Below are 22,233 nucleotides of genomic sequence, written 5' to 3'. Positions count from 1 at the left end.
GTCACTCCTCCCTGGTGGACGGCCCGGCACCCGGCAGCGGCGCGGCCAGGTACGCGCGCAATGCGTCGGCCACCAGCGCGGACAGCGATTGCTCCGTTTCGATGGCGCGATGCTTGACCTGCCGAATCAGGCTGAGCGGCAGGTACACGTTGAATTGCTTCACTTCGTCGTCGGTCATGCCGGCTAGTATGCTGGCAATCTAGCAAATGTTAGCCGCGGGTGCGGCCCGCCCGTGCGGGCCACCATTGGCTGTCGTGAGTCCGGGTTACGTCGCGGCGCGCGCCGACAGCCGCGCGAACAGCGCGTCGAGATCGAAGCCCGTCGTGTCGATGCCGATCGTGTCGCTCAGGCACGCGCCCCATGCGTTCGCATCGTCGAACTCGACGGTGCGCCCGGCGCCCGCCGCGTCGCGGATCGTCAGCGTGGTGTTGCGCAGCGCGGCGCGGCCGTCCGGCAGCACGCGGCAAGCGATCAGGTTATGCAGGAAGATCGATTCGGGATACGTCGACGTGAACCAGTTCGCGGCGTCGTAATCGATCCACTCGACCCGCTTCGGCTGAAAACGGTAGGTAGTCTGCCAGCCGTCGGGCGTCTCGATCTGCATCTCGAATTCACCGTCGACCGGCGCGGCGACGACGCGGAACGCACCGTGCGGCGTCAGTTGCCGCTCGTCCGGCACGAAACGCAGCGGCGCGGTCAGCGTCGCGCTGCCGAAGCCGATATCCGCGAGCCAGGCCGCGCCGTCGAGATCGATGCGCAGCAGCATGTGCGTATGCGCGGTGGCGACTTCCGGCGGCAGCATCCAGCGCACGCGCGCGATCATCGGCGTCACGCGAAAGCCGATCGTCGTAAGCGCGGTGTAGAACAGCTTGTTGAGTTCGAAGCAGTAGCCGCCGCGGCGATGCGCGAGCACCTTGTCGACGATCGCGGGCAGGTCGAGCGGAACGCGCGCGCCGGTCAGCGGAGTGAGGTTTTCGAACGGAATCGCCTGCGGGTGCAGCAGATGCAGCCGGCGCAGCACGTCGAGCGTCGGCTCGACCGGGCCGTCGTAGCCGATGCGGGAGAAATAGCGCGAGAGGTCGAACGAGTCTGTCATGAACCTGCACCGAAAAAAGGGACACGCCACGATAGCATCGCGGGCAATCCCCATGTTGGGCGGGGTGATTCGTCGTCGTCGTGCGCGATGCCGGCACCGCATCGCGCGCAGCCCCGCACAACGTTACGGCAGCAGCTTCAGCGCGGACGATGCGACCGACGGCACCGAAATGCCCTGGCTCGTCGCGAACTGCACGGCCTGGCTGAGCGTCGTCGCGAGCGACTGCAACTGGCCCGGCGCGCTTTGCGCAATATACGACGCAGCCTGCATGTTCTGCGGATTCAGGCCCGACTGCAACAGCGACGCCGCGCTCGTCGAGCCGAGATTGCCGAGCCCCGACTGCAGCTGCGAATACTGCGTGAGCCCCTGCCCGAGCGACGCGAGGCCGTTGCTGAACGCCTGCTTGTCGATCGGCCCATGCGTCGCGCCACCGCTCGCGAATGCCTGGCCAAGCGCCTGCGACACCGATTGCTGCGCGCCGCCCATCTGCGACAGCGCGGCCGGCGTCAACGCACCGCCGCCGGCCAGTTGGCTCGCGGCCTGCTGCGCCTGCCCGGCCGCGCCGGTAAGCCCCATCGCCGACGCGAGCGACGACTGGCCGGTCAGCACCTGCTGGTTCGCGCCGACATAGGCCTGCAGCAGTTGCGCGACGCCGCCCTGCGCGGGCGCCGCCTGCTGCTGCCCGCCGCCGAGCAGCGATGCGCCGAGCGACTGCAGGTCGAGCTGCGCGTGCGCCGCGCCGCTTGCCAGGATGCCGAGTGCGATGCCTGCCGAGGCCAGGTGCCGGCCCGTCGCGCGAATCTTATTCATGTGTTTTCCTCGTGCCCAAATGATTGAGGCCGATATTGTCGAAGCGCGCCGCGCGCGGCCGCAACGACTGAAACACATCGAAACGAAATCACGCGGCGCGGCCGCTTGCAATTACGCGACCGGCGTACGCGTTCGGGCGGATTCGGCCGCGTTTGCCGTGCGATACGGGTTGGAGGCTGGAATTCGTTCGCGAGCCGCATCAATGGCGGTGGTGGCTGGTGTTGGCAAGGTGATGCGGTCGATGGTCTGCCGATCGTCGCGCGTCTTGAACGGCGCGCGGGATTCACCATCGACCGGCGACGCGGAACGTACCGCGCCACGTCGATGACATGACGCCACGCCTTCACGAAACGTGCCGGTGACCAACGTGATGCGCCCCAACGAACAACACGTTCGGGAATCAAAGCAAAACGGGCGGCTTTCGGCTTTCGGCTTTCGGCTTTCGGCCAGCGTCGTGTTATGCGGCCATCCACGCGGGCAACCGCCCACCGATGTGGTCCGCCGCCTGCTCGTAACCGCGCGCGAGCTGCAGCACGGCGAGATCGGCGCGCGGACGCCCGATCAATTGCATCCCCATCGGCAGCCCCGCATCGTTGAAGCCGACCGGCACGTTGATCACCGGGCAGCCGGCCAGCGTCCACGGCACGACCGTTTCCATCCAGCGGTGGTAGGTATCCATCGCGCGGCCCGCGATCTCCTTCGGCCAGCGCTGGTCGACGTCGAACGGGAACACCTGCGCGGTCGGTGCCGCGATGAAGTCGTAGCGGTCGAAGAAGCTCAGCACGGCCTGATGCCACGCGGTGCGCTCGACGCTCGCGTCGAACACGGCCGCGCCCTGCATCGCGAGCAGCCCTTCGACCTCGTAGATCGCCTCGGGCTTCAGCAGCGCACGGCGTGCCGGGTCGCGATAGTGCGCCAGCAGCCCGCCGCCGGACAGCAGGTGCCGGTGCGCGAGCCACAGGCGCCAGATCCGGTCGGGCGCGAACGCCGGCAGCGCGGCATCGACGTCGCAGCCGATCTCGCGCAGCGTCGCCAGCCCCTGTTCGCACAGCGCGAGCACGCCGGCCTCGGTCGCGAGATAGCCGTTCCAGTCGCCGACCCACGCGATGCGCTTGCCGCGCAGGTCCGCGTCGAGCGGCTGCGCGAACACGGCCGGATCTTCCGCCAGCGACAGCGGATCGTTGCGGTCGTAGCCGGCCTGGATCGCGAGCAGCTGCGCGACGTCGCCGACCGTGCGGCCCATCGGCCCTTCGATGCCGAGCTGCTGCACGAACACGTCGACGCCCGGCCAGCGCGGCACGCGGCCCTGCGACGGGCGAAAGCCGTAGATGTTGCAGAACGCGGCCGGATTGCGCAGCGAACCGCCGAAATCGCTGCCGTCCGCCACCGGCAGCATCCGCGACGCGAGCGCCGCCGCCGTGCCGCCGCTGCTGCCGCCCGCGCTCTTCGTCAGGTCGTACGGGTTGCGCGTCGCGCCGTAAACTTCGTTGAACGTGTGCGAGCCGAGCCCGAATTCGGGCGTGTTGGTCTTGCCGATGAAGATCGCGCCGGCCGCACGCATCCGCGCGACGCCCACGGAATCGGCCTGCGGCACGTTTTCGCGGAAGATCGGCGAGCCGTAGGTCGTCCGCAGCCCCTTCGTCATCGCCAGGTCCTTCGGCGCCTGCGGCATCCCGTGCATCCAGCCGTGGTACTCGCCGCGCGCCAGCGCCGCATCCTTTTCCGCAGCTTCGGCGAGCAGTGCGTCGCGGTCGCGCAGCGCGACGATCGCGTTGACCGCGCCGTTCACGCGCTCGACGTGATCGAGATACGCGCGCATCGTCTCGACGCACGACACCGCCTTGCTGCGGATCGCCGACGCGAGTTCGCCCGCCGACAGGCGCACGATCGGGTCGACTGGGACGGAAGCGGGAGCGAGAAGCTGCGGGGCGCCGTGCGGCATGCGGAGTCTCCTGGAATCGGAATGGAATGGCGGGCCGCGTGGCGGCAGCCGCTCCCATACCGGCCGGGAGGGGCCGCGCCGCGGCCGATGCACTACTACTCTACGCGACGCCGGATCGGCAACCTCCGATATTTTCCGCCGCGATTCATTGCGGATCCGACTAAATCGGGTGACGACCACGGGTCGCGCGCACCGCCCCCCGGCCGATGAAATCGTTTATGCGCATAAACTTAAATTTCTTATATTTCTATTAGGCGCGGTACAACGCGGTGCGCGTTAACGACATTTTTACGCGGCCGCCCGATCTCTTTAGATGGCCCGGCCCGACGGCGCGCTACGCTGGAATCATCTCGTTCCCTGGACAACGTTCATGCTCAAGCTGCTGGTGCCGGTCGGCCACTCTCCCCGCTCGCTTCAGGCGGTTCGCCACGCGACCTTCCTGTATCGCGAACGGTGCGCGTCGGAGATCGTGCTGATCAATGTTCAGGCACCGCTCGAATCGACGCGGCTCGAGGCCTATCATCCGCTGTCGCGGCTGCGCTCGATCGAGGAGAAGTTCGCGTCCGACGATCTGGCCATGGCCGAGCGGATTCTGCAGGAAGCCGACGTCAAGTACAGCGTCGTGATGAAGGTAGGCCCGGTGGCCGATACGATCGCGGCCGTGGCGGCGGAGACGGGGTGCGACGAAATCGTGGTCGTCGCGCCGCGGCACGATCCGTTGCATGCGCTGATGTCGGTGTTCCGCCGCAGCGTGATGAGCCGGCTGGTGCGGATTTCGAATGTGCCGGTAACGGCCGTGCAATGACGGGGACGATGCGCGGCGGCGCGCGGCGGAGGCCGTTCGCTGACGGGCCGCAGGTCAACCCCGCGACGGACGGACGACGAACGGCGCGACACGTGTGAGCGTTGCCGCCTGCACGCGCACCGGCCTTCCCGCGGCGCTTACTTGATGACCTTGCGCCAGAACACGAAATAGGCGGCTGCCGACGACGCAACGAGCAGGATGGCCCACATCGGGGCGAGGCTGATCAGGACGGAAGAGACGTTAAGCATTTGGATTCCTCACTATTTCGATAGCGATATTCAACACGCACCTGCTTGCCGGAACCGATGCATGCGTCCGCGATCGCGTTCCGTCAAATCATGCATTCATGCTATCGCTTTGAACGGCCGCGCGACCGCCCCGCCCCGCCCGTATCCTGACATTCGTCAAACTCGCGCGAATCGCGTGCCTGTCGCGCGAAAATCCGTCGCGCGATTGCGTCGCCGTCCATCCGGCATCGCTCGCCGGCCGCGCTGAAGCCGCTGGCCGCCTGCCTGAAAGCCCGCTCCCTTCGCACGCAAGACACGAAAAACGGGACTGGATCACCGCCCCCCCGCCCTCGTTTCAGCAGACGTTTACCGGGGGAACCCCCAAGTGCTTCGTCAAACGGGTCCGCGTTACGCTTGAGCGACGAGGAGACGAATCATGAGACGAGCCGTACATATCGCTGTTTTCGCGCTGCTGGCGTATCTCATCGGCGATCGCGCGATCCTGCATGCGCAGGGCCGCGACGCCAGCCCGCTCGCGTGCGAGCAAGGCGCCGCGCAGGTAAAGGTCGACGCGCTCGGCCGCGGCTTCGGCGAAGCCGCGGCCGGCAGCCAGAGCGAGGCATTCATGTCGGGCTGCCTGGTGACGGGGCGCGGCAACCAGGACGTCGCGCTGGCGAACCGCTGACGGGTATCCGGTGATGTTCCGGTCGCGACCGGGTCACGACGGCTGAACCGGCGCCGCGCACCCGCATCAATTCCCGCTTTTTTTGATCGATATCGCGACGCATGTCACGATCCGGACGGCGGTCACACCGAACGTCTGCACGTGACCTGGATCGTCGCGGGGAAGACGCGTCGACCTCAGTTCGATCGGGGCATCCTTGCCGTATGGCACGCCCCCGTCGATCAACCAGCCGCCGTGTCGACACTCCGCTTCACCTGCAACGACAACCCACCCAACGATGAGCCATCCGCACACCGAGTTGATCCAGCGCTTCTACACGGCGTTCCAGCAGCGCGACGTCGATACGATGCTCGCCTGCTATGCCGATGACGTCGTGTTCAGCGATCCCGCATTCGGCGAACTGCACGGCGACCACGCACGCGACATGTGGCGCATGCTGGTCGCGCGGGCGCAGGATTTCTCATTGACGTTCGGCGATGTCGCCGCGGATCAACAGGCCGGACGTGCCGAGTGGATCGCCCAATACCGGTTCACCGCGACCGGCCGGATGGTGGTCAACCGGATCGACGCGCGATTCCGGTTCCGCGACGGGCGCATCGTCGAGCATCGCGACAGCTTCGACCTGTGGCGCTGGGCGCGTCAGGCGCTCGGGCTGAAAGGCGCCCTGCTCGGCTGGACGCCTTTCGTGCAACGCGCGATCCGCGCGCAGGCACGGAAGAATCTCGACGCGTATCGCGCCAAGCGGAAGTAGCCCAACACCGTTATGGCTTCATCGTCGCGTTGATCAGGTCGTAGGCCATGTCCGGCAGCACGCCGTCCGGATTCTTGAGACCGTACTGGCGATACCAGCTTTCGTCGGCTTCGGGATGCGGGCCGACGAGCCCGACGCGCCCTTTGCCGTAACGATAGGTCGCGGCCGCGATATCGTGGTTCGGATAGGTCGCCAGCACGACCGCGCTGGAGCTGGCTGGCGCGGCCGGGAGCATCGCGCCATCCTGGAAATAGATCCAGCGCTTTGTCCCGCGCCAGACCACCGGCGTCACCGTGTCCGCGATACCGTGAAGCGTCGAACCCGGCCGGTCGACCTCGGAGTCGAACTCGCCGGCGACCAGCCCAAAACCCGGCTCGCCCGCCAGGTAGGCGCCCATGCAGATGCCCAGATAGCGTCCGCCGTTCGACACATATTGCCGTACGGCCTTGATCGAATGCTTCCCGATGCTGGCCGCCGCGCCGGGGATGTCCTGCCCGCCGCCCGGCTGGACATAGAGCGCAGCGCCGGCCAGGACGGCGGGCGTGATCTTGAGTTTTTCCGCCGGCCCGACGTAGATCACCCGGAACTTGTGGTCCGATTCCCGCAGGCGATTGGCAATCGTCTCGGGACAGCCATCGCACGCGGCCGGACCACGATAGACCAGTGCGACGGGGCGGCTGGCGAAGCTGCGTGTTTCGTCGTTGGCCGTGCCCGCATGAGCGACCGACGACGCGACGAGCGACACCACCACGAAAATCGATTCTCTGGATCGCATGTTCTTGATGAAGGGATTTGAGGGCTCGCGGCCGTTCAGGACGGGGCGACCGGCACGCGCCGATGCTCGCCCCGCCCCCTGAAACCTGATTGAAAATCGCGTGAAACAGAGCGTAGGCGCGCAAAAGCGACATGTGTGTACCGTTTCCTGCGTGCTTGTGCAGATATGTGCGCCGTGAGGACCTGGCTCCGAGGACTTCGTCCCTGGGCACGCACCGCGCCGCCCGCCGCACCTCCACACGACAGCCGAAACCAACCGGAACCCCTTGCCCGCATACCCGCTCAGGCAAGCCTCCTCAACACGTCCGAGACCCCCTACTCCCCCGCGCCACCGCGCTTTCGCGTGTCTCGCGCACCAACTCTTATATAAGACATAAGACATTTGACGTCAAAGAGCATTGAGATTAGAATCCCGCTGCAAAGCAGTGCCTGGAACAGCCCCGGAGTGCCGGCAAGGCCTTCCCCTCAAACGCAATATCAGCAGGTCTCCCCATGCTTGAAAACTTTCGTGCTCACGTGGCCGCCCGCGCCGCGCTCGGTATTCCTCCCCTGCCGCTGACGGCTCAGCAGACCGCCGAACTGGTGGAACTGCTGACGAACCCGCCCGCCGGCGAAGAGCAGACGCTGCTCGACCTGATCACCCATCGTGTGCCTGCCGGCGTCGACGAAGCCGCCCGCGTGAAGGCCGGCTTCCTGGCCGCCGTGGCCAAGGGCGAGACCGTCTGCCCGCTGATCTCGCGTGAACGCGCCACCGAACTGCTCGGCACGATGCTCGGCGGCTACAACATCCAGCCGCTGATCGAGCTGCTGTCCGACGAAGCGGTCGCTGCAGTCGCCGCTGACGCACTGAAGAAAACCCTGCTGATGTTCGACCAGTTCCACGACGTCAAGGAACTCGCCGACAAGGGCAACGTGCACGCGAAGGCCGTGCTGCAAAGCTGGGCCGATGCCGAATGGTTCACGAGCCGTCCGGAAGTGCCGCAAAGCCTGACCATCACCGTCTTCAAGGTGACGGGCGAAACCAACACCGACGACCTGTCGCCGGCCCCGGACGCCACCACCCGCCCGGACATCCCGATGCACGCGCTGGCGATGCTGAAGAACGCACGCCCGGGCATCACGCCGGAAGAAGACGGCAAGCGCGGCCCGGTCAAGTTCATCGAATCGCTGAAGGAAAAGGGGCACCTGGTCGCCTACGTGGGCGACGTGGTCGGCACCGGCTCCTCGCGCAAGTCGGCCACCAACTCGGTGCTGTGGTTCACCGGCGAAGACATCCCGTTCGTGCCGAACAAGCGCTTCGGCGGCGTGTGCCTCGGCGGCAAGATCGCCCCGATCTTCTACAACACGATGGAAGACGCCGGCGCGCTGCCGATCGAGCTCGACGTGTCGCAGATGGAAATGGGCGACGTAGTCGAACTGCGTCCGTACGAAGGCAAGGCGCTGAAGGACGGCAACGTGATCGCCGAATTCCAGGTCAAGTCCGACGTGCTGTTCGACGAAGTGCGCGCCGGCGGCCGCATTCCGCTGATCATCGGCCGCGGCCTGACCGCGAAGGCACGTGAAGCGCTCGGCCTCGCGCCGTCGACGCTGTTCCGCCTGCCGCACCAGCCGGCCGACAGCGGCAAGGGCTTCTCGCTCGCGCAGAAGATGGTCGGCCGTGCATGCGGCCTGCCGGAAGGCCAGGGCGTCCGCCCGGGCACGTATTGCGAACCGAAGATGACCTCGGTCGGCTCGCAGGACACCACCGGCCCGATGACCCGCGACGAACTGAAGGATCTCGCGTGCCTCGGCTTCTCGGCCGATCTCGTGATGCAGTCGTTCTGCCACACGGCCGCTTATCCGAAGCCGGTCGACGTGAAGACGCACCAGACGCTGCCGAACTTCATCAGCACGCGCGGCGGCATCGCGCTGCGCCCGGGCGACGGCGTGATCCACTCGTGGCTGAACCGCATGCTGCTGCCCGACACCGTCGGCACCGGCGGCGATTCGCACACGCGCTTCCCGATCGGCATCAGCTTCCCGGCAGGTTCGGGCCTGGTCGCGTTCGCGGCCGCCACCGGCACGATGCCGCTGGACATGCCGGAATCGGTGCTGGTCCGCTTCAAGGGCAAGATGCAGCCGGGCGTCACGCTGCGCGACCTCGTCAACGCGATCCCGCTGGTCGCGATCAAGCAAGGGATGCTGACGGTCGCCAAGCAAGGCAAGAAGAACATCTTCTCGGGCCGCATCCTCGAAATCGAAGGCCTGCCCGACCTGAAGGTCGAGCAAGCGTTCGAGCTGTCGGATGCGTCCGCCGAGCGTTCGGCAGCCGGTTGCTCGGTCCACCTGAACAAGGAACCGATCATCGAGTACCTGAACAGCAACATCACGCTGCTGAAGTGGATGATCGCGCAGGGCTACCAGGATCCGCGCAGCCTGCAGCGCCGTATCGAGGCGATGGAGCAGTGGCTGGCCGACCCGCAACTGCTGTCGCCGGATGCCGACGCCGAGTACGCGGCCGTCATCGAGATCGACCTCGCCGACATCCACGAGCCGATCGTCGCGTGCCCGAACGACCCGGACGACGTGAAGACGCTGTCGGACGTCGCAGGCGCGAAGATCGACGAAGTGTTCATCGGCTCGTGCATGACCAACATCGGTCACTTCCGTGCCGCGTCGAAGCTGCTCGAAGGCAAGCGCGACATCCCGGTTAAGCTGTGGGTCGCGCCGCCGACCAAGATGGACCAGAAGCAGCTGACCGAAGAAGGCCACTACGGCGTGTTCGGCACGGCCGGCGCACGGACCGAAATGCCGGGCTGCTCGCTGTGCATGGGTAACCAGGCACAGGTGCGCGAAGGCGCGACGGTCATGTCGACGTCGACCCGCAACTTCCCGAACCGCCTGGGCAAGAACACGAACGTGTACCTCGGCTCGGCGGAACTGGCGGCGATCTGCTCGCGTCTGGGCAAGATCCCGACCAAGGAAGAGTACATGGCCGACATGGGCGTGCTCAGCGCGAACGGCGACAAGATCTACAAGTACATGAACTTCGACCAGATCGAAGACTTCAAGGAAGTGGCCGACACCGTGCAGCTGTAAGCACGCGGATCGGGCTGCGGCGGGTGGTCGACGTCGCAGCGCCACCGCGAAAAGCGATGCGCAGGCAGCAGCGCGAGCAGGATCTCGGCCGTCGTGCGCACCACGCAGCCGCTCGCCACATGGCCGCCCGTCACTCGGCCGTCTACGTCCGAGATGGACATGTGCAGGTGCGCGCCGTCCGGCGACACCGAGCCGGCCAGCGTCAGGATTTCGAAGTCGCCGCGCAGTTCGGTCGGCTGGTCGACGCCGGCGAAGCGCAACTGCGCGACGCTCAGGCTGCCGATGCCCTGGATCACGAAGGCGGCATGCGATTCGTGTCGACGGAGTGCCGCCTCGATGGCGCCGCGCAGATCGTCGCCGGGGGAAAGACGCAGGGGATGGGCTTGCATGGTCGAGAGCCTGTGGGTGGACCGTGGTGTCGACCAGCGTACGTTCGCCCGGTGAATCCGGCAAGTCGGCCGCTTACACGCCGTAATCGCTCGCCAGCAACCCGTACAGCGCGCTGTCCGACACTTCGTCGCCGACGATCCAGCGTTCGCGCAGCAGCCCTTCCCGGACGAAGCCGAGCCGTTCGAGCAGCAGTGCCGACGCGACGTTGCGCGGATCGATATCGGCCTCGATCCGGTTCAGCCGCAGCGTGCCGAACGCATGATCGATCATGGCCGACGCCGCTTCGCGCATGTATCCGCCGCGCCAGAACGTGCGTCGCAGGCTGAAGCCGATCTCCGCGCGCCGGCATGGCTCGTTCGCGTGGAACAGCACGCATTCGCCGAGCGCTTCGCCGGTTTCCCGCAATTCGAGCACGCAAATCAGGTCCTGCCCGGTCGCCGACGTCTGCAGGTTGCGCGCGACGCGCGCCTCGGCCTGCTCGATCTGCGTCATCGGCGAGAACGAGAAGTAGCGCATCGCTTCCGCATCGGACCAGATTTCGAAGAAAGCCTGCGCGTCGGCGTCGCGAAGCGGCCGCAGGACGAGGCGGGAGGTATGCAGCGTGACGGGTTCGAACAAGGGCATGGCAATGGTCGGACGAAATCGGGACCGTGAATTAGAACACGCCCGCCGTGCCCCAACAATCGCGCGCACCCTGCGCGCCGCTGCGGGAGCACCCCGAAAAAAGCCCGGGGAGCATCGCCCGGGCCTTTCGGTTCACTTCAACCACCGCAGCGGAAGACACTCACGCCTCCAGCGCCTCCAGCACCTTCCCCTTCGTCTCGATCCCGACGAAGTGCACGGTCACCGCCGCGATCAGCGGCACGATGCCGATCAGGTAGAACGCCGGCGCGAGGTTGCCGCCGATGATCGCGTGCGGCACCACCATCGGCGCGACGAACGATGCGATCTTCAGCCATGCGCTGCCGAGCCCGCAGCCCGACGCGCGGATGCTCGTCGGATACTGTTCCGGCGTATAGACGTAGGCGGTAATGAACCCCGACGCCATCAACCCGAGCGACAGCGAGCAGAAGACCGAGACGACATACACCGACGACGCGTGATAGACACCCGCGAACGCCAGCGACAGCGCGCACAGCACGAACGACCACACGATCACCGGCTTGCGGCCGAGCTTGTCGACGAGCAGCGCCGACGCCAGCGACCCGAGCACACCCATCACCGAGCCGATCACCGCGAGGTTCAGCGCGAGCTGCAGCGGCGCGTGATAGAAGTTCTTGTAGATCGTGGGCAGCCACGTCGACAGCCCATACTGGATGAACCCGCAGGTCGCCCACAACGTCGCCACCGCGAGCGTGCGCTTGCGATACGCGGCGCTGAACAGGTCGCTCATCCTGCGCTTCGGGTGCTGGCGCACCATCTCGTCGAACGCGGCCGCCTGCGTAACCGGCGGCAGCTCGCCGCGCACCGACGCCTCGAACACGCCGACCGCCCGCCCGGCTTCCGGGAGCCGCCCGCGCGAGGCGAGCCAGCGCGGCGATTCCGGCACGAGGCGCGTGAGCACGAGCGACAGGATCAGCGGCAGCCCGCCGACGAAGTACATGATCTCCCAGCCGAAGCGCGGCACGAGCCACGCGCCGAGCGCCATCGACACGAGCAGGCCGATCGGGAACACGATCTCGTACAGCAGCACGAAGCGGCCGCGGCCATGCGCGCGCGTGATCTCGTTGATGTACGTCGCCGCGACCGGCAGCTCGCCGCCCAGGCCCAGGCCCTGCAGGATCCGCAGCAGCACGAAGATCTCGAAGGTCGGCGCGAAGCCGCACGCGATGCTCGTGATGCCGATCACGGCCGAGCTCCACGCGATCGCCTTCACGCGGCCGTGCTTCTCCGCCAGCGCGGGAAACAGGAACGCGCCGATCAGCTGGCCGATCGCGCCGGATGCGATCAGCAGGCCGATCTGCGTCGGCGACAGCCCCCATTTGTGGATCAGCAGCGGCAGCGTCGCCGCGATCGTGATCACGTCGAAGCCGTCGAAGAACGTCGCGGTGCCGATCAGCACGCGCGCGCGGATCTGCATCGCGTTGGCCGGAAGCCGCTCGAGCCGCGCGATGATCGCGCCGGGCGTGGAGGCGGCAGCTTCCATCGTGGCCCTGCCGGCCACGACGTTGTCGAAAGTGCTCATGCGGGGTTTCTCCTGGATCTTTTGGCCGTTCCGGCCAGTCAGGCAAGCGCTTTGGTCGTGTCCGCCAGGGCTTCCGTATCCACTGCCCGGCCCTGGTTCATCCACTTGCGCGCGAGCTTCAACTCACGTGCGTTGTTCACGGCGATGACACCTCTCACGTGTCCTTCGCCCACGAAAAACAGCGTCGCGCGTCGTGCGGCAAGCTCGCCGCGCACGACGAGCTGCGCATCGGCCGGCAGATCGCCGAGGATCTGCAGGTTCACGTCGTACTGATCGGACCAGAACCACGGAATCTCCGCGTACGGCGCACGCACGCCCAGCACGGCCTTCGCGGCCGCGATCGCCTGGTTCTGCGCGTTGGCCCACGATTCGAGCCGCACGCGCCGCTTCAGCCAGCCGTTGTGATGGTTCGCGACGTCGCCGCATGCGAAGATCGCCGGGTCGCTCGTCGCGCCGAATTCGTCGACGACGATGCCGTCGTCGATCGCCAGCCCCGCATCGCTCGCGAGCGACGCGTTCAGCGCGAGGCCGATGCCGGCCACCGCGAAATCGGCGTCGATCGTCGTGCCGTCGGCGAGCGTCGCGCGCACCTTCGATGCGTCGTCCGGCAGCGCGTCGAGCGATGCGAGCGCCGCGCCGAGCCGCACGTCGACGCCGTTCGCGCGATGCAGGTCGAGCAGGAAATCCGACACGATCTGCGGCACCGAGCGGCCGCACAGCCGCGGCGCACCTTCGACGACGACCGCTTCGACACCAAGCTTGCGCGCGGTCGCCGCGACTTCGAGGCCGATCCAGCCGCCGCCGATCACGAGCACGCGTTGGCTCGCGCGCAGCTTCTCGCCGAGCGCGGCCGCTTCGTCGAGCGTGCGCAGGTAATGCAGGTTCGGCGTCTTCACGAGCGCGTCCGGCAGGCGGCGCGACGTGCCGCCGGTCGCGATCACGAGGCGGTCGTATTCGATCTCGCGGCCGCTTTCGGTTGTCACGACGCGGCGCGCACGGTCGATCGACGCGGCGCGTTCCGGCTGCCACGCTTCGACGTTCAGCGCGTCGAATTCGTCCGGGCGCACGACACGCACGGTTTCGATGTCGGCGTCGCCGGCCAGCACGGCCTTCGACAGTGGCGGGCGCTCGTACGGCAGATGCGGCTCGTCCGCGATCATCACGAGGCGGCCCGCAAAGCCTTCCGCGCGCAGCGTCTTCAGCACCCAGCCGGCAGCCTGGCCGCCGCCGATCACGACGACCGTGCCCGGCGCGGCCGATTCCTGCGAGTTCGTTTCGCTCACGATTTTCGCTCCGTCATGAACTTGCCTTCCGGCGCCTTCGCGTTCTTCTGCCGGCGTGTATTGCCGTCGAGGCCGCCGTCGACGGCCCATTCGGCGAACACGGTCGGCCCCGGCTCGAATTCGCGCGGCTGCCACTCGGGCGTCAGCACGTCTTCGTCCGCGTAGTACTCGATCAGGCCGCCGGCCGGGTTCTGGAAGTACCAGAAGTACGCCGACGACACCGGGTGACGGCCCGGGCCTAGTTGCGTTTCCCAGCCGCAGCGGTCGATGTGCATGCCGCCGCCGAACACCTCGTGGATGTCGCGCACGGTGAACGCGACATGGTTCAGGCCGCGTTTACCGTTCGGCAAAGCGAGCAGGAACAGGTCGTGGTGACCGCCGTGCGGCGCGCAGCGCATGAATGCACCGCGGCCCGGATAGCGGTCCGACGTCTCGAAGCCCAGCAACTCGTGATAGAACTTTTCCTGCGCATCGAGACAGTTCGTGAAGAACACGACATGGCCGACCTCGACCGGCTCCGCGCGCGCATAGATCGGGCTCGGCTGGTCGACACGCAGCGCCTGGCCCCACACGTTCGACGGCGAGCCCGTGATGTCGAGTTCACGCTTGCGCGTGACTTCGACACGGATCGCCATCCCGTTCGGGTCGATGCAACCGACCGCATCGTCCTGCGCGTAATAGCCGGGCTGGCCGGCCAGCTTCGTGCGCAGTGCATCGAGTTCCTGCTGCGTCGCGACGCCCCACGTGACTTCCCGCAGCGTCGGGCCCGCTTCGAACGCGGGCGGCAGCGCCGGATCGTCGGCCTTGACGGCCAGCACGGTGCAGCCGTTCAACGTCTCGAAGCGTGCGCGCGAGTCGTCGTGCGAGATTTCCTTCATCCCCCAGTCGGCGAAAAAGCGCCGGCAGGTCGCGAGATCGTCGACGCCGTACGTGATCTGCTCGATTCCCAAAATGCTCATTGCGTCATTCCCCTTCGCTCAGTTCGCCCACGGCAGCGGCGCGTCGTTCAAGCCCCAGTAGAGGCTCTTCTGCTGCATGTACTCGCGGATGCCGAGGCGCCCCTTCTCGCGCCCCATTCCGCTCTCCTTCCAGCCCGAGAACGGCGTGGAGATCGAGAACAGCTTGTACGTATTGATCCAGACGGTGCCCGTCTCCAGCGCACGCGCGATACGCCAGGCGCGCTTGTAGTCGCGCGTCCAGATGCCGGCCGCCAGGCCGAACACGCTGTCGTTCGCCTGCGCGATCAGCGACGCTTCGTCGTCGAACGGCATCGCGACGAGCACGGGGCCGAAGATTTCTTCCTGGCAGATGCGCGCGCTGTTCGGCAGGCCTTCGAGAATCGTCGGCTGATAGAAGAAGCCGTGCTCGCGCCCGTCGCCCGACGGCCGCTCGCCACCGCACAGCAGGCGGCCGCCTTCCTCGAGACCGAGCGCCACGTAGCGTTCCACCGATTCGCGATGCTTTGCGGTGATCAGCGGCCCCATCTGCGTGTCGGGCCGCGTCGGGTCGCCCACACGCAGCTTGCGTGCGCCCGCGACCAGGCGCTTCATGAATTCGTCGTACACCGAACGCTGCACGAACAGTCGCGAACCCGCGATGCACGCTTCGCCCGACGAGCTGAAGATGCCGTACAGCACGCCGTTGACCGCGTGATCGAGATCGGCGTCGTCGCATACGATCGTCGGCGACTTGCCGCCGAGTTCGAGCGACACGGGCATCAGCTTCTCGGCCGCGATGCGCGCGATGCCGCGGCCCACTTCGGTGCCGCCGGTGAACGACACCTTCTTCACCAGCGGATGACGCACGAGCACGTCGCCGATCACCGAGCCCTTGCCCGGCAGCACGCTCAGCACGCCCTTCGGCACGCCGGCTTCCTCGCAGATGCGAGCCAGCGCCAGCGACACGAGCGGCGTGACTTCGGCCGGCTTCAGCACCACCGCGTTGCCGCCCGCCAGCGCCGGCGCAAGCTTCTGCGCATCGGACGCGATCGGCGAATTCCAAGGCGTGATCGCCGCGATCACGCCGATCGGCTCGTACACGCTCATCGTCAGGTAGTCGCCGCGCGACGGCGTCAACTCTTCGTCGAGCGTTTCGAGGCACGCCGCGAAATAGCGGAACGTGTTCGCGGCGCTCGCCACCAGCACGCGCGTCTCGCCGATCGGCTTGCCGTTGTCGCGGCGCTGCAGGTTCGCGAGCGCTTCGTGGCGCTGCATGATCAGATCGGCGATGCGATACAGCACCTGCGCACGCAGGTGCGGCTTCAGCCCGGCCCAGTCGGCGCGGCGCCAGGCGGCGTCGGCAGCCTCGACGGCTTCGGCCGCGTCTTCCGCGTTCGCGGTCGACACTTCCATGTTCAGCGACTGGTCGGCCGGATAGATGCTCGCGTAAGGCGCGCCGCGGCCGCGGCGCCATTCGCCGCCGACCAGGATGTTGCCGTCGGGTACGAGGCTCGTATCGAAAGGAGTCATGTCACAAGTCCCACAAATCTGTCTCTGCACGTCCGCCCTCGCCGTGGCGCGGGCGGACATTCAATGGCCCGGTCAGATCACGCAGCGGGCCGCGCGGTTGCGCAGCGCGCGGATCGCGCTGTACGCCGTCAGCGCGGACGTCTTCGGGTTGTCGGGCAGCGGCTTGCCGCTCATTTCCAGCGACATCTCGCCGAATGCGCCGCGCGCGGTGATGCGGTGCACGTTGCGCGCGACGGCCGGATCGGCAATCAGGCGCACGTGCGTCGCGTCGAGGCCGAGGCCCGCGAGCGCGACGGTCGCCGCGACGTTCGCGTTCTTCGGATACAGGCGCGCGGCATCGCGCGCGCTGCCTTCGAAGATCACCTTTTCCTCGGTCATCGCGCGCAGGTCGCACAGTGCCTCGGCGGGCGTGCCGAGCCAGCCGAGCGGCGGCTTGCGGCCCACGTACAGCACTTCGTCGAGGCCGCCCTGCTTCGCGGACGCCAGCGCGTCGATCCCGCCGATCGCGCCGGACAGCAGCGTCACCGTCGCGTCGCCTTCGTCGGCCGCCTGCGCGAGCACGTCGAGCAGCGCGAGGTCGGACAGCGCGCCGATCGATGCGACCGCGCAATCGGTGCCGGCCTTCAGCAGCGGCACGACGTGATCGACGAGCGCGCTGTGGCCCGCGCATTCGAGCGCGAACTCGGGGCGGCGGGCCAGTGCGTCGACCGACGACACGACCTCCACCGCGCCGCCCAGCACGCCCTGCACCGCCGCGCGCTGGTGTTCCGGCACGATCACGTGCGCGACGCGCAGCGACGCATCGTGCTCGACCGCGTGGTACACGGCCGCGCCGATCGCACCGAAGCCGATCATCGCGACGTCGACGGGTGCGTGCGCCCGCTTTTGCCCGTTACGCATACTGGCGCTCCGACGGCTCTTCCTTCTTCACCGGCGGGCCGGCGAACGACGATGCGAACGAGCCGACCGACAGCATGTCGACTTCGACCATCACCGGGCCTTCCTTCGCCATCCCGTCGCGCACGATCGCTTCGGCATCGTCGAGCGACGTGATCCGGTAGTGCGTGAGGCCGAAGCTCGCGCAGAATTGCGCGAAATCGGGCTGGTGCAGCTGCACGAAGCAGCGACGGCCGCCGTAGTGCGCATCCTGGATGTTGCGGATCACGCCGTAGCACTGGTCGTTCATCAGCACGATCATCACGTTCGCGTTTTCCTGCACGGCCGTCACGAGCTCGCCGACGTTGACCATCAGGCCGCCATCGCCGACGAGGCACACCGTCTTCGCCGCCGCATCCGCCAGCGCCGCGCCGATGCCCATCTGGATCCCCTGGCCGATGCCGCCGCCGAGCGCATGCACGCCCGAGCGCGGCTCGAAGATCTTCAGCAGGCGGTTGCCCCACGTGCTGTTCGAGATCGTCACGTCGCGCACCCAGTTGTAGTCGCGGCCGACGGCGCCCTGCAGCGTGTCGACGAGCTGCTTGTACGGCCCGAGGCCCTTCGACACGTCGGCCACCGCCTGCTCGCGGGCTGCGGCGAGATCGGCGGCGAACTGCGGATCGACCGACAGGCGGCCTTCGAGCTGGTCGGCCAGCTCGGCCAGCACGCGCTTCGAATCGCCATGCACGAACAGCTCGTTGCGATAGCCGCGGTTGTCGGCGAGCGCGTCGGCATCGACGCGGAACAGCGGCTGCGGCAGCGCGAGCTTGTACTTCAGCGTTTCGTTGCCACGCAGGCGCGAGCCGACGACGACCAGCGCATCGCAGGTCTTGTAGAACGCTTCGACGGACGCGTGCACGTTGAACGCGCCGAGCGTCGCCGGATGATCCTCGGGCAGCACGCCGCGGCCCTGCACGCTCGTCACGACGCCGAAGCCGAGCTTCACGAGGCGTTCGACTTCCTCGCGTGCGTGGCGCGCGCCGCCGCCGAGCCACAGCAGCGGGCGGCGCTTGGCCGCCAGTGCGTCGGCGAGCTTCGCGACGCGTGCGGCGTCGTGCTCGCGTACCGCGACATGAGCCGGCGCGAGGTCTTCCGGCCATTCGATTTCAGCGGCCTGGATGTCGATCGGGATTTCGACCGACACCGGGCCCGTCGGCGCCGTCTGCGCGATGCGCACGGCTTCGCGGATCGTCGGCAGCACGGTTTCGACGGTACGCACGCGAAACGCGGCCTTCGAGATCGAGTCCAGCATCGACAACTGATCGGGTGCTTCGTGGATATACGCGAGATCCTGGTCGAGATACGGCGTCTCGATCTGCCCCGTGACGTGCAGCAGCGCGGTGCCGGCCGTCAGCGCCTCGACCATTGCGCCCGCCGCGTTGCCCGCCGCCGTGCCAGTACTCGTGAACGCGACCCCGAGGCCGCCCGACACGCGGGCCAGGCCGTCGGCCATGTTCAATGCGCCGGCTTCGCCGCGCGCGCCGACATACCGGATGTTGCCGCGCGAGTTGATCGCGTCGAGGATCGGCATGTTGTGGATCGAGATGACACCGAATGCAGTCTTCACACCGCACTGCTCGAGAAAGGCGGCAATCAGCTCGCCAACCGTGGTTTTTTCAGACATGGCGTGCAAAGCCTCCAGAAACGTCGATATGGCTGCCCGTCGTGTAGGACGACAGATGCGTTGCGAGATAAAAGAGCGCCCAGGCGGCCTCGTCAGGCTTGCCGAAGCGGCTCAGCGGAATGTTCTTCGTGCGGGCGAGCGCGCCAGTCCAGTCCTCCCAGCTTTCGCCCGCCTGCGCCTGCGCTTCGTAGCGGCGACGCCACTGGCCCGACTCGACGATGCCGATCAGGATCGAGTTCACGCGGATGCGCTGCGGCGCGAGTTCGGTCGCGAGCGACTTCACGAGGCTCAGCACGCCCGCGCGCGCCGACGACGTCGCAACCATGTGAGGCTCCGGCTGCAGCGCGAGCAGCGAGTTCACGCAGGTGATCGTCGGCGCCTGCGCGTCGCGCAGCAGCGGCAGGAACGCGCGCGTCGGGCGGATGATGCTGAAGTACTTCAGTTCGAGCTCTTCGCGCCATGCATCGTCGGTCGTGTCGGCGAAGGTCGACACGCGGCCTTGGCCGGCGTTGTTGACCAGCATGTCGGCGCGGCCGAAGCGGGTCGATACCGCTTGCGCGAAAGCGGCCACATCCTGCCCGTCGAGCACGTTGCAACGCTCGGCGAGCAGTTGCGCGCCCGGGTATTTTTCAACGAGCATCGCTTCGGCACGCGCGAGGCGTTCGCTGTCGCGGCCGCAAATCGCGACCGACGCGCCCGCCTGCAGGAACCGTTCGGCGGTCGCGAGGCCGATGCCGGACGAACCGCCCGTCACCACCGCCACCTGCCCGGTCAGATCGATCTGAATCATGTCAATCCTCGCCGGGCCGCCCCAAGAGGATTGACCGCCCCCTCGGGGGGCAGCGTGCGAAGCATGCGTGGGGGTCTCATTTCACTCCTAAAGCCTTGAGAAACGTGTGCTCGTCATCCGAGCGGTAATTGAGCCGCCGCGACAGTTCCGCCGCCGCGCGCTGCACCTTGTCGATCAGCCCGTCGGCGATCAGTGCCGCATCGATTTCCGGGCGCGGCACCGTCACCGTGATGCATGCGACGATCTTCTGCGTCTCGTTGCGCACCGGCGCCGTGACCACCGAGATGCCGCGCTCGAACGACGAATTGCTGACGCCGTAACCGCGCAGTGCATCCTCGCGGATCATTTCGTACAGCGTGTCGACCGTCTCCGGCGTCGCGTTCGTCATCCGGTTCAGCGAACCCTCCGGATACAGCGCATGCAGCGCCTTCAACGACAGGTCGCCCATCAGCACGTGACCGTGCGTCGTCGCATGCGCGGGCAAGCGCGTGCCGACGTTCACGCGGATCGAGCTGAACACCGGCGCCTGGCTCTGCGCCTTCGCGACGAACACCACGTCGCGGCCGTCGCGGATCACGATGTGCGTCGTGAAGCCGGTCGCATCGCGCAGGCTCTCGATCACGGGCAGGCCGAGATCGGTCAGCTCCAGCGAGCTCAGGTATTCGAAGCCGAGCCGCAGCACGGCGATGCCGAGCTTGTAGTTGCGGTCCTTGTCCGCGCGCTCGAGGAAGCCGAGCGATTCGAGCGTCTGCAGCAGGCGGAACACCGTCGTGCGCGGAATGCCGAGCCGCTTCGACAGCTCGGGCGCGCCGAGCACGGGCTCGCGCGGCGTGAATTCGGCGAGGATCCGCAGCCCGCGTTCGAGGCCCGGCACCACGTAGTTGGCGTCGGATTTCGCGTTTTCGGATTCGTGATTTTTCAGCGGTTCGTTCATGCCATTCCCCGCTGTTGGTCGCACTGACGGCAGAACGTGTCGATCAGTGCGGAATAAGCGGCCGGTGCTTCGACATAGCCGGCATGACCGGCTTGCGGAATCACCTGCAACCCGACGTGCGCGGCCGCGGCGATCCGCTCGCATGCAGCAGGCGGCGTGATCGCGTCGTTCGCACCGACCGCCACGGCCGTGCGGCCGCGAAAGCCGGCGAGATCGGCTGCGAGATCGGCGTTCGCGAGCAGATGCGTGGCCTGCGCGTAACCGGCCGGCACGATGCGCGCCATGTTCCAGCGCACCCATGCACGCGCATCCTCGTTCGCGAAACCGGACAGCATGTTGCCGCTGCGCTGCTCGGCGAGCCCGGCCGGGCCGAGTTCCGCGAGCATCGCGAGCCGCGCATCGCGGTGCGATTCGCGTGTTTCGGCCGGTGCGCTGCCGTAGCCGCCCGCAGGCGACACCAGCAGCAGCCCGGCGATCCGCGCGGGCATCATGCGGGCGAGACCGCCCGCGATGATCGCGCCGAGCGAATGACCGACCAGCACGCAGCGTTCGATGCCGAGTGCCTCGAGCCACGCATTCAGCGATGCCGCGTAATCGGCGGCGGCCGGCGACGCGCCGTGCACGGGCGTCGACACGCCGTAACCGGGCGCATCCCACGCGAGCACGCGCCGCGATGCGCCGAGCGTGTCGAGCTGGCGGACCCACGATGCGGCGCCCGAACCGATGCCGTGCAGCAGCACGACGGGCAGCGCACGGCCCGCATGCTGCACGCCGGCCTCGCCTGCGCCAGCCTCACGGTAGCCGATCATGCCCGCCGCGCCGGCCGCACAACGCTGCTCGGGAAACTGCCCGAGCAGCGCGGCGAACGCCGCGGTGCGGTCGCGTTCACGTTTGTCGATGACACTCATTGCTTCACCTGCCCCATCTCAACGCTTGATCTTCGCGAGCGGCGAATCGGGCGGATACGTCGGCGTGATCGGTTTCGGCGAACCGAGCATCACGCACATCAGCGCGTCTTCCTCGCCGATGTTGATTTCCGTGCGATACACGCCCGGCGGTACCGAGATCAGGTCACGCTCGCCGAGAATCGCTTCCCACGTCTCGCCGTCACGCTCGCAGATCACCTTCATCTTCCCGCGCAGCACGAAGAAGATTTCTTCGACGTCCATATGGATGTGGCTCGGGCCGATGTTGCCGGCCGGGATGACCATCGTCGAGAACGTGAAGCCGCCGGCCGGCACCGTGTTGACGTCCTTCGCGACGCCCGTGCCGCCCGTGCCGACGTAGCGCATCTGCGCACGGCGGTACTTCGGGTCGTAGTCGGCCTGGAACTTCAGTGCGTCCCAGTCGTAGCGACGCGTCGCATAGCGCGCCACGCGCCCTTCCATCCAGTCGTCGAAGCTTGCGCCTTCCGGCTGGTCCCACGACTTGCGTTCGAGATCGGCGTCCGCCATC

General features: G+C 67.3%; 22 protein-coding genes. 4 read left to right on the top strand and 18 right to left on the bottom strand.

Annotated features, from left to right (window positions below):
• Position 1 precedes the first annotated feature (1 nt).
• The 5 genes from G3N64_RS21535 to G3N64_RS21515 form a co-directional block, all read right to left on the bottom strand.
• The gene (locus G3N64_RS21535) at positions 2 to 178 is read right to left on the bottom strand and encodes a ribbon-helix-helix domain-containing protein (protein ID WP_205785728.1); all 177 of its coding nucleotides are present in this window, start codon (positions 176 to 178) and stop codon (positions 2 to 4) included.
• Between the two features lie 87 nt (positions 179 to 265).
• Positions 266 to 1,096 carry an arylamine N-acetyltransferase gene (locus G3N64_RS21530; protein WP_205785727.1) on the bottom strand — a complete coding sequence of 277 codons (831 nt, stop codon included), beginning with the start codon at positions 1,094 to 1,096 and terminating at the stop codon, positions 266 to 268.
• Positions 1,097 to 1,219: 123 nt separating this feature from the next.
• On the bottom strand, positions 1,220 to 1,906 hold the full coding sequence (locus G3N64_RS21525; protein ID WP_205785726.1) for a hypothetical protein: 687 nt from the start codon (positions 1,904 to 1,906) through the stop codon (positions 1,220 to 1,222).
• A 111-nt stretch (positions 1,907 to 2,017) separates the two neighbouring features.
• On the bottom strand, positions 2,018 to 2,287 hold the full coding sequence (locus tag G3N64_RS21520; RefSeq protein WP_205785725.1) for a hypothetical protein: 270 nt from the start codon (positions 2,285 to 2,287) through the stop codon (positions 2,018 to 2,020).
• 76 nt (positions 2,288 to 2,363) lie between these two features.
• Entirely contained in the window at positions 2,364 to 3,848 is a 1,485-nt protein-coding gene (locus tag G3N64_RS21515) for an amidase (RefSeq protein ID WP_205785724.1), read from the bottom strand.
• A 370-nt stretch (positions 3,849 to 4,218) separates the two neighbouring features.
• Between G3N64_RS21515 and G3N64_RS21510 the strand changes: the two genes are divergently transcribed.
• The 3 genes from G3N64_RS21510 (at position 4,219) to G3N64_RS21500 (ending at position 6,316) form a co-directional block, all read left to right on the top strand.
• Positions 4,219 to 4,653, top strand: a complete 435-nt coding sequence (locus G3N64_RS21510) for a universal stress protein (RefSeq protein WP_205785723.1) — start codon at positions 4,219 to 4,221, stop codon at positions 4,651 to 4,653.
• A gap of 663 nt (positions 4,654 to 5,316) precedes the next feature.
• Positions 5,317 to 5,565, top strand: a complete 249-nt coding sequence (locus tag G3N64_RS21505; protein ID WP_205785722.1) for an adhesin — start codon at positions 5,317 to 5,319, stop codon at positions 5,563 to 5,565.
• A gap of 277 nt (positions 5,566 to 5,842) precedes the next feature.
• A complete protein-coding gene (locus tag G3N64_RS21500; protein ID WP_205785721.1) occupies positions 5,843 to 6,316 on the top strand; it encodes a nuclear transport factor 2 family protein in 474 nt (157 codons plus the stop codon).
• A 10-nt stretch (positions 6,317 to 6,326) separates the two neighbouring features.
• Here the strand turns inward: G3N64_RS21500 and G3N64_RS21495 are convergent, their stop codons facing one another.
• A complete protein-coding gene (locus tag G3N64_RS21495; protein ID WP_346778831.1) occupies positions 6,327 to 7,067 on the bottom strand; it encodes a BPL-N domain-containing protein in 741 nt (246 codons plus the stop codon).
• Between the two features lie 515 nt (positions 7,068 to 7,582).
• On the opposite strand from G3N64_RS21495, the gene acnB reads away from it, so the two are divergent.
• The gene (gene acnB / locus G3N64_RS21490; protein ID WP_205785719.1) at positions 7,583 to 10,168 is read left to right on the top strand and encodes a bifunctional aconitate hydratase 2/2-methylisocitrate dehydratase; all 2,586 of its coding nucleotides are present in this window, start codon (positions 7,583 to 7,585) and stop codon (positions 10,166 to 10,168) included.
• Here acnB and G3N64_RS21485 read toward each other — a convergent pair.
• The 12 genes from G3N64_RS21485 to G3N64_RS21430 form a co-directional block, all read right to left on the bottom strand.
• Positions 10,102 to 10,557 (bottom strand): PPC domain-containing DNA-binding protein, encoded by a 456-nt coding sequence (locus G3N64_RS21485; RefSeq protein ID WP_241021134.1) that lies wholly within the window; start codon positions 10,555 to 10,557, stop codon positions 10,102 to 10,104. The two genes, acnB and G3N64_RS21485, sit on opposite strands and share 67 nt — an antisense overlap.
• A 73-nt stretch (positions 10,558 to 10,630) precedes the next feature.
• On the bottom strand, positions 10,631 to 11,182 hold the full coding sequence (locus G3N64_RS21480; RefSeq protein WP_205785718.1) for a GNAT family N-acetyltransferase: 552 nt from the start codon (positions 11,180 to 11,182) through the stop codon (positions 10,631 to 10,633).
• Positions 11,183 to 11,342: 160 nt separating this feature from the next.
• A complete protein-coding gene (locus G3N64_RS21475) occupies positions 11,343 to 12,743 on the bottom strand; it encodes an MFS transporter (protein ID WP_205785717.1) in 1,401 nt (466 codons plus the stop codon).
• Between the two features lie 38 nt (positions 12,744 to 12,781).
• Positions 12,782 to 14,026, bottom strand: coding sequence for an FAD-dependent oxidoreductase (locus G3N64_RS21470; RefSeq protein WP_205785716.1), 1,245 nt, complete (start codon positions 14,024 to 14,026; stop codon positions 12,782 to 12,784).
• Positions 14,023 to 14,985 carry a VOC family protein gene (locus tag G3N64_RS21465; protein ID WP_205785715.1) on the bottom strand — a complete coding sequence of 321 codons (963 nt, stop codon included), beginning with the start codon at positions 14,983 to 14,985 and terminating at the stop codon, positions 14,023 to 14,025. Before G3N64_RS21465 ends, G3N64_RS21470 begins: the two co-directional genes overlap by 4 nt.
• Positions 14,986 to 15,003: 18 nt before the next feature.
• Complete coding sequence (locus G3N64_RS21460) at positions 15,004 to 16,494, bottom strand: aldehyde dehydrogenase (RefSeq protein ID WP_205785714.1); 1,491 nt, start codon at positions 16,492 to 16,494, stop codon at positions 15,004 to 15,006.
• A 72-nt stretch (positions 16,495 to 16,566) separates the two neighbouring features.
• Entirely contained in the window at positions 16,567 to 17,394 is an 828-nt protein-coding gene (locus G3N64_RS21455; protein WP_205785713.1) for an aspartate dehydrogenase, read from the bottom strand.
• Positions 17,387 to 19,054: a thiamine pyrophosphate-binding protein gene (locus G3N64_RS21450; protein ID WP_205785712.1), complete on the bottom strand. Its 1,668-nt coding sequence runs from the start codon at positions 19,052 to 19,054 to the stop codon at positions 17,387 to 17,389. Before G3N64_RS21450 ends, G3N64_RS21455 begins: the two co-directional genes overlap by 8 nt.
• Positions 19,047 to 19,844, bottom strand: coding sequence for an SDR family oxidoreductase (locus G3N64_RS21445; protein ID WP_205785711.1), 798 nt, complete (start codon positions 19,842 to 19,844; stop codon positions 19,047 to 19,049). The genes G3N64_RS21450 and G3N64_RS21445 overlap by 8 nt, the downstream gene beginning before the upstream one ends.
• Before the next feature lie 76 nt (positions 19,845 to 19,920).
• Complete coding sequence (locus G3N64_RS21440; protein WP_205785710.1) at positions 19,921 to 20,778, bottom strand: IclR family transcriptional regulator; 858 nt, start codon at positions 20,776 to 20,778, stop codon at positions 19,921 to 19,923.
• Complete coding sequence (locus G3N64_RS21435) at positions 20,775 to 21,686, bottom strand: alpha/beta fold hydrolase (RefSeq protein ID WP_205785709.1); 912 nt, start codon at positions 21,684 to 21,686, stop codon at positions 20,775 to 20,777. Before G3N64_RS21435 ends, G3N64_RS21440 begins: the two co-directional genes overlap by 4 nt.
• An 18-nt stretch (positions 21,687 to 21,704) precedes the next feature.
• The gene (locus G3N64_RS21430) at positions 21,705 to 22,232 is read right to left on the bottom strand and encodes a cupin domain-containing protein (protein ID WP_205785708.1); all 528 of its coding nucleotides are present in this window, start codon (positions 22,230 to 22,232) and stop codon (positions 21,705 to 21,707) included.
• Position 22,233 lies beyond the last annotated feature (1 nt).

It is taken from the genome of Burkholderia sp. Ac-20344, from assembly GCF_017104975.1.
In the GTDB taxonomy this organism is placed as follows: Bacteria; Pseudomonadota; Gammaproteobacteria; order Burkholderiales; family Burkholderiaceae; genus Burkholderia.
Note: the sequence above shows the minus strand (reverse complement) of the source record. Positions and strands in the feature narration are given on the sequence as shown.

What these genes read in the sequence shown, in the direction of transcription:
- G3N64_RS21535 (WP_205785728.1), bottom strand. Translation starts at nt 178, where the DNA reads ATGACCGACGACGAAGTGAAGCAATTCAACGTGTACCTGCCGCTCAGC.
- G3N64_RS21530 (WP_205785727.1), bottom strand. Translation starts at nt 1,096, where the DNA reads ATGACAGACTCGTTCGACCTCTCGCGCTATTTCTCCCGCATCGGCTAC.
- G3N64_RS21525 (WP_205785726.1), bottom strand. Translation starts at nt 1,906, where the DNA reads ATGAATAAGATTCGCGCGACGGGCCGGCACCTGGCCTCGGCAGGCATC.
- G3N64_RS21515 (WP_205785724.1), bottom strand. Translation starts at nt 3,848, where the DNA reads ATGCCGCACGGCGCCCCGCAGCTTCTCGCTCCCGCTTCCGTCCCAGTC.
- G3N64_RS21510 (WP_205785723.1), top strand. Translation starts at nt 4,219, where the DNA reads ATGCTCAAGCTGCTGGTGCCGGTCGGCCACTCTCCCCGCTCGCTTCAG.
- G3N64_RS21505 (WP_205785722.1), top strand. Translation starts at nt 5,317, where the DNA reads ATGAGACGAGCCGTACATATCGCTGTTTTCGCGCTGCTGGCGTATCTC.
- G3N64_RS21500 (WP_205785721.1), top strand. Translation starts at nt 5,843, where the DNA reads ATGAGCCATCCGCACACCGAGTTGATCCAGCGCTTCTACACGGCGTTC.
- acnB (WP_205785719.1), top strand. Translation starts at nt 7,583, where the DNA reads ATGCTTGAAAACTTTCGTGCTCACGTGGCCGCCCGCGCCGCGCTCGGT.
- G3N64_RS21485 (WP_241021134.1), bottom strand. Translation starts at nt 10,557, where the DNA reads ATGCAAGCCCATCCCCTGCGTCTTTCCCCCGGCGACGATCTGCGCGGC.
- G3N64_RS21480 (WP_205785718.1), bottom strand. Translation starts at nt 11,182, where the DNA reads ATGCCCTTGTTCGAACCCGTCACGCTGCATACCTCCCGCCTCGTCCTG.
- G3N64_RS21475 (WP_205785717.1), bottom strand. Translation starts at nt 12,743, where the DNA reads ATGAGCACTTTCGACAACGTCGTGGCCGGCAGGGCCACGATGGAAGCT.
- G3N64_RS21465 (WP_205785715.1), bottom strand. Translation starts at nt 14,985, where the DNA reads ATGAGCATTTTGGGAATCGAGCAGATCACGTACGGCGTCGACGATCTC.
- G3N64_RS21460 (WP_205785714.1), bottom strand. Translation starts at nt 16,494, where the DNA reads ATGACTCCTTTCGATACGAGCCTCGTACCCGACGGCAACATCCTGGTC.
- G3N64_RS21455 (WP_205785713.1), bottom strand. Translation starts at nt 17,394, where the DNA reads ATGCGTAACGGGCAAAAGCGGGCGCACGCACCCGTCGACGTCGCGATG.
- G3N64_RS21450 (WP_205785712.1), bottom strand. Translation starts at nt 19,054, where the DNA reads ATGTCTGAAAAAACCACGGTTGGCGAGCTGATTGCCGCCTTTCTCGAG.
- G3N64_RS21445 (WP_205785711.1), bottom strand. Translation starts at nt 19,844, where the DNA reads ATGATTCAGATCGATCTGACCGGGCAGGTGGCGGTGGTGACGGGCGGT.
- G3N64_RS21440 (WP_205785710.1), bottom strand. Translation starts at nt 20,778, where the DNA reads ATGAACGAACCGCTGAAAAATCACGAATCCGAAAACGCGAAATCCGAC.
- G3N64_RS21435 (WP_205785709.1), bottom strand. Translation starts at nt 21,686, where the DNA reads ATGAGTGTCATCGACAAACGTGAACGCGACCGCACCGCGGCGTTCGCC.
- G3N64_RS21430 (WP_205785708.1), bottom strand. Translation starts at nt 22,232, where the DNA reads ATGGCGGACGCCGATCTCGAACGCAAGTCGTGGGACCAGCCGGAAGGC.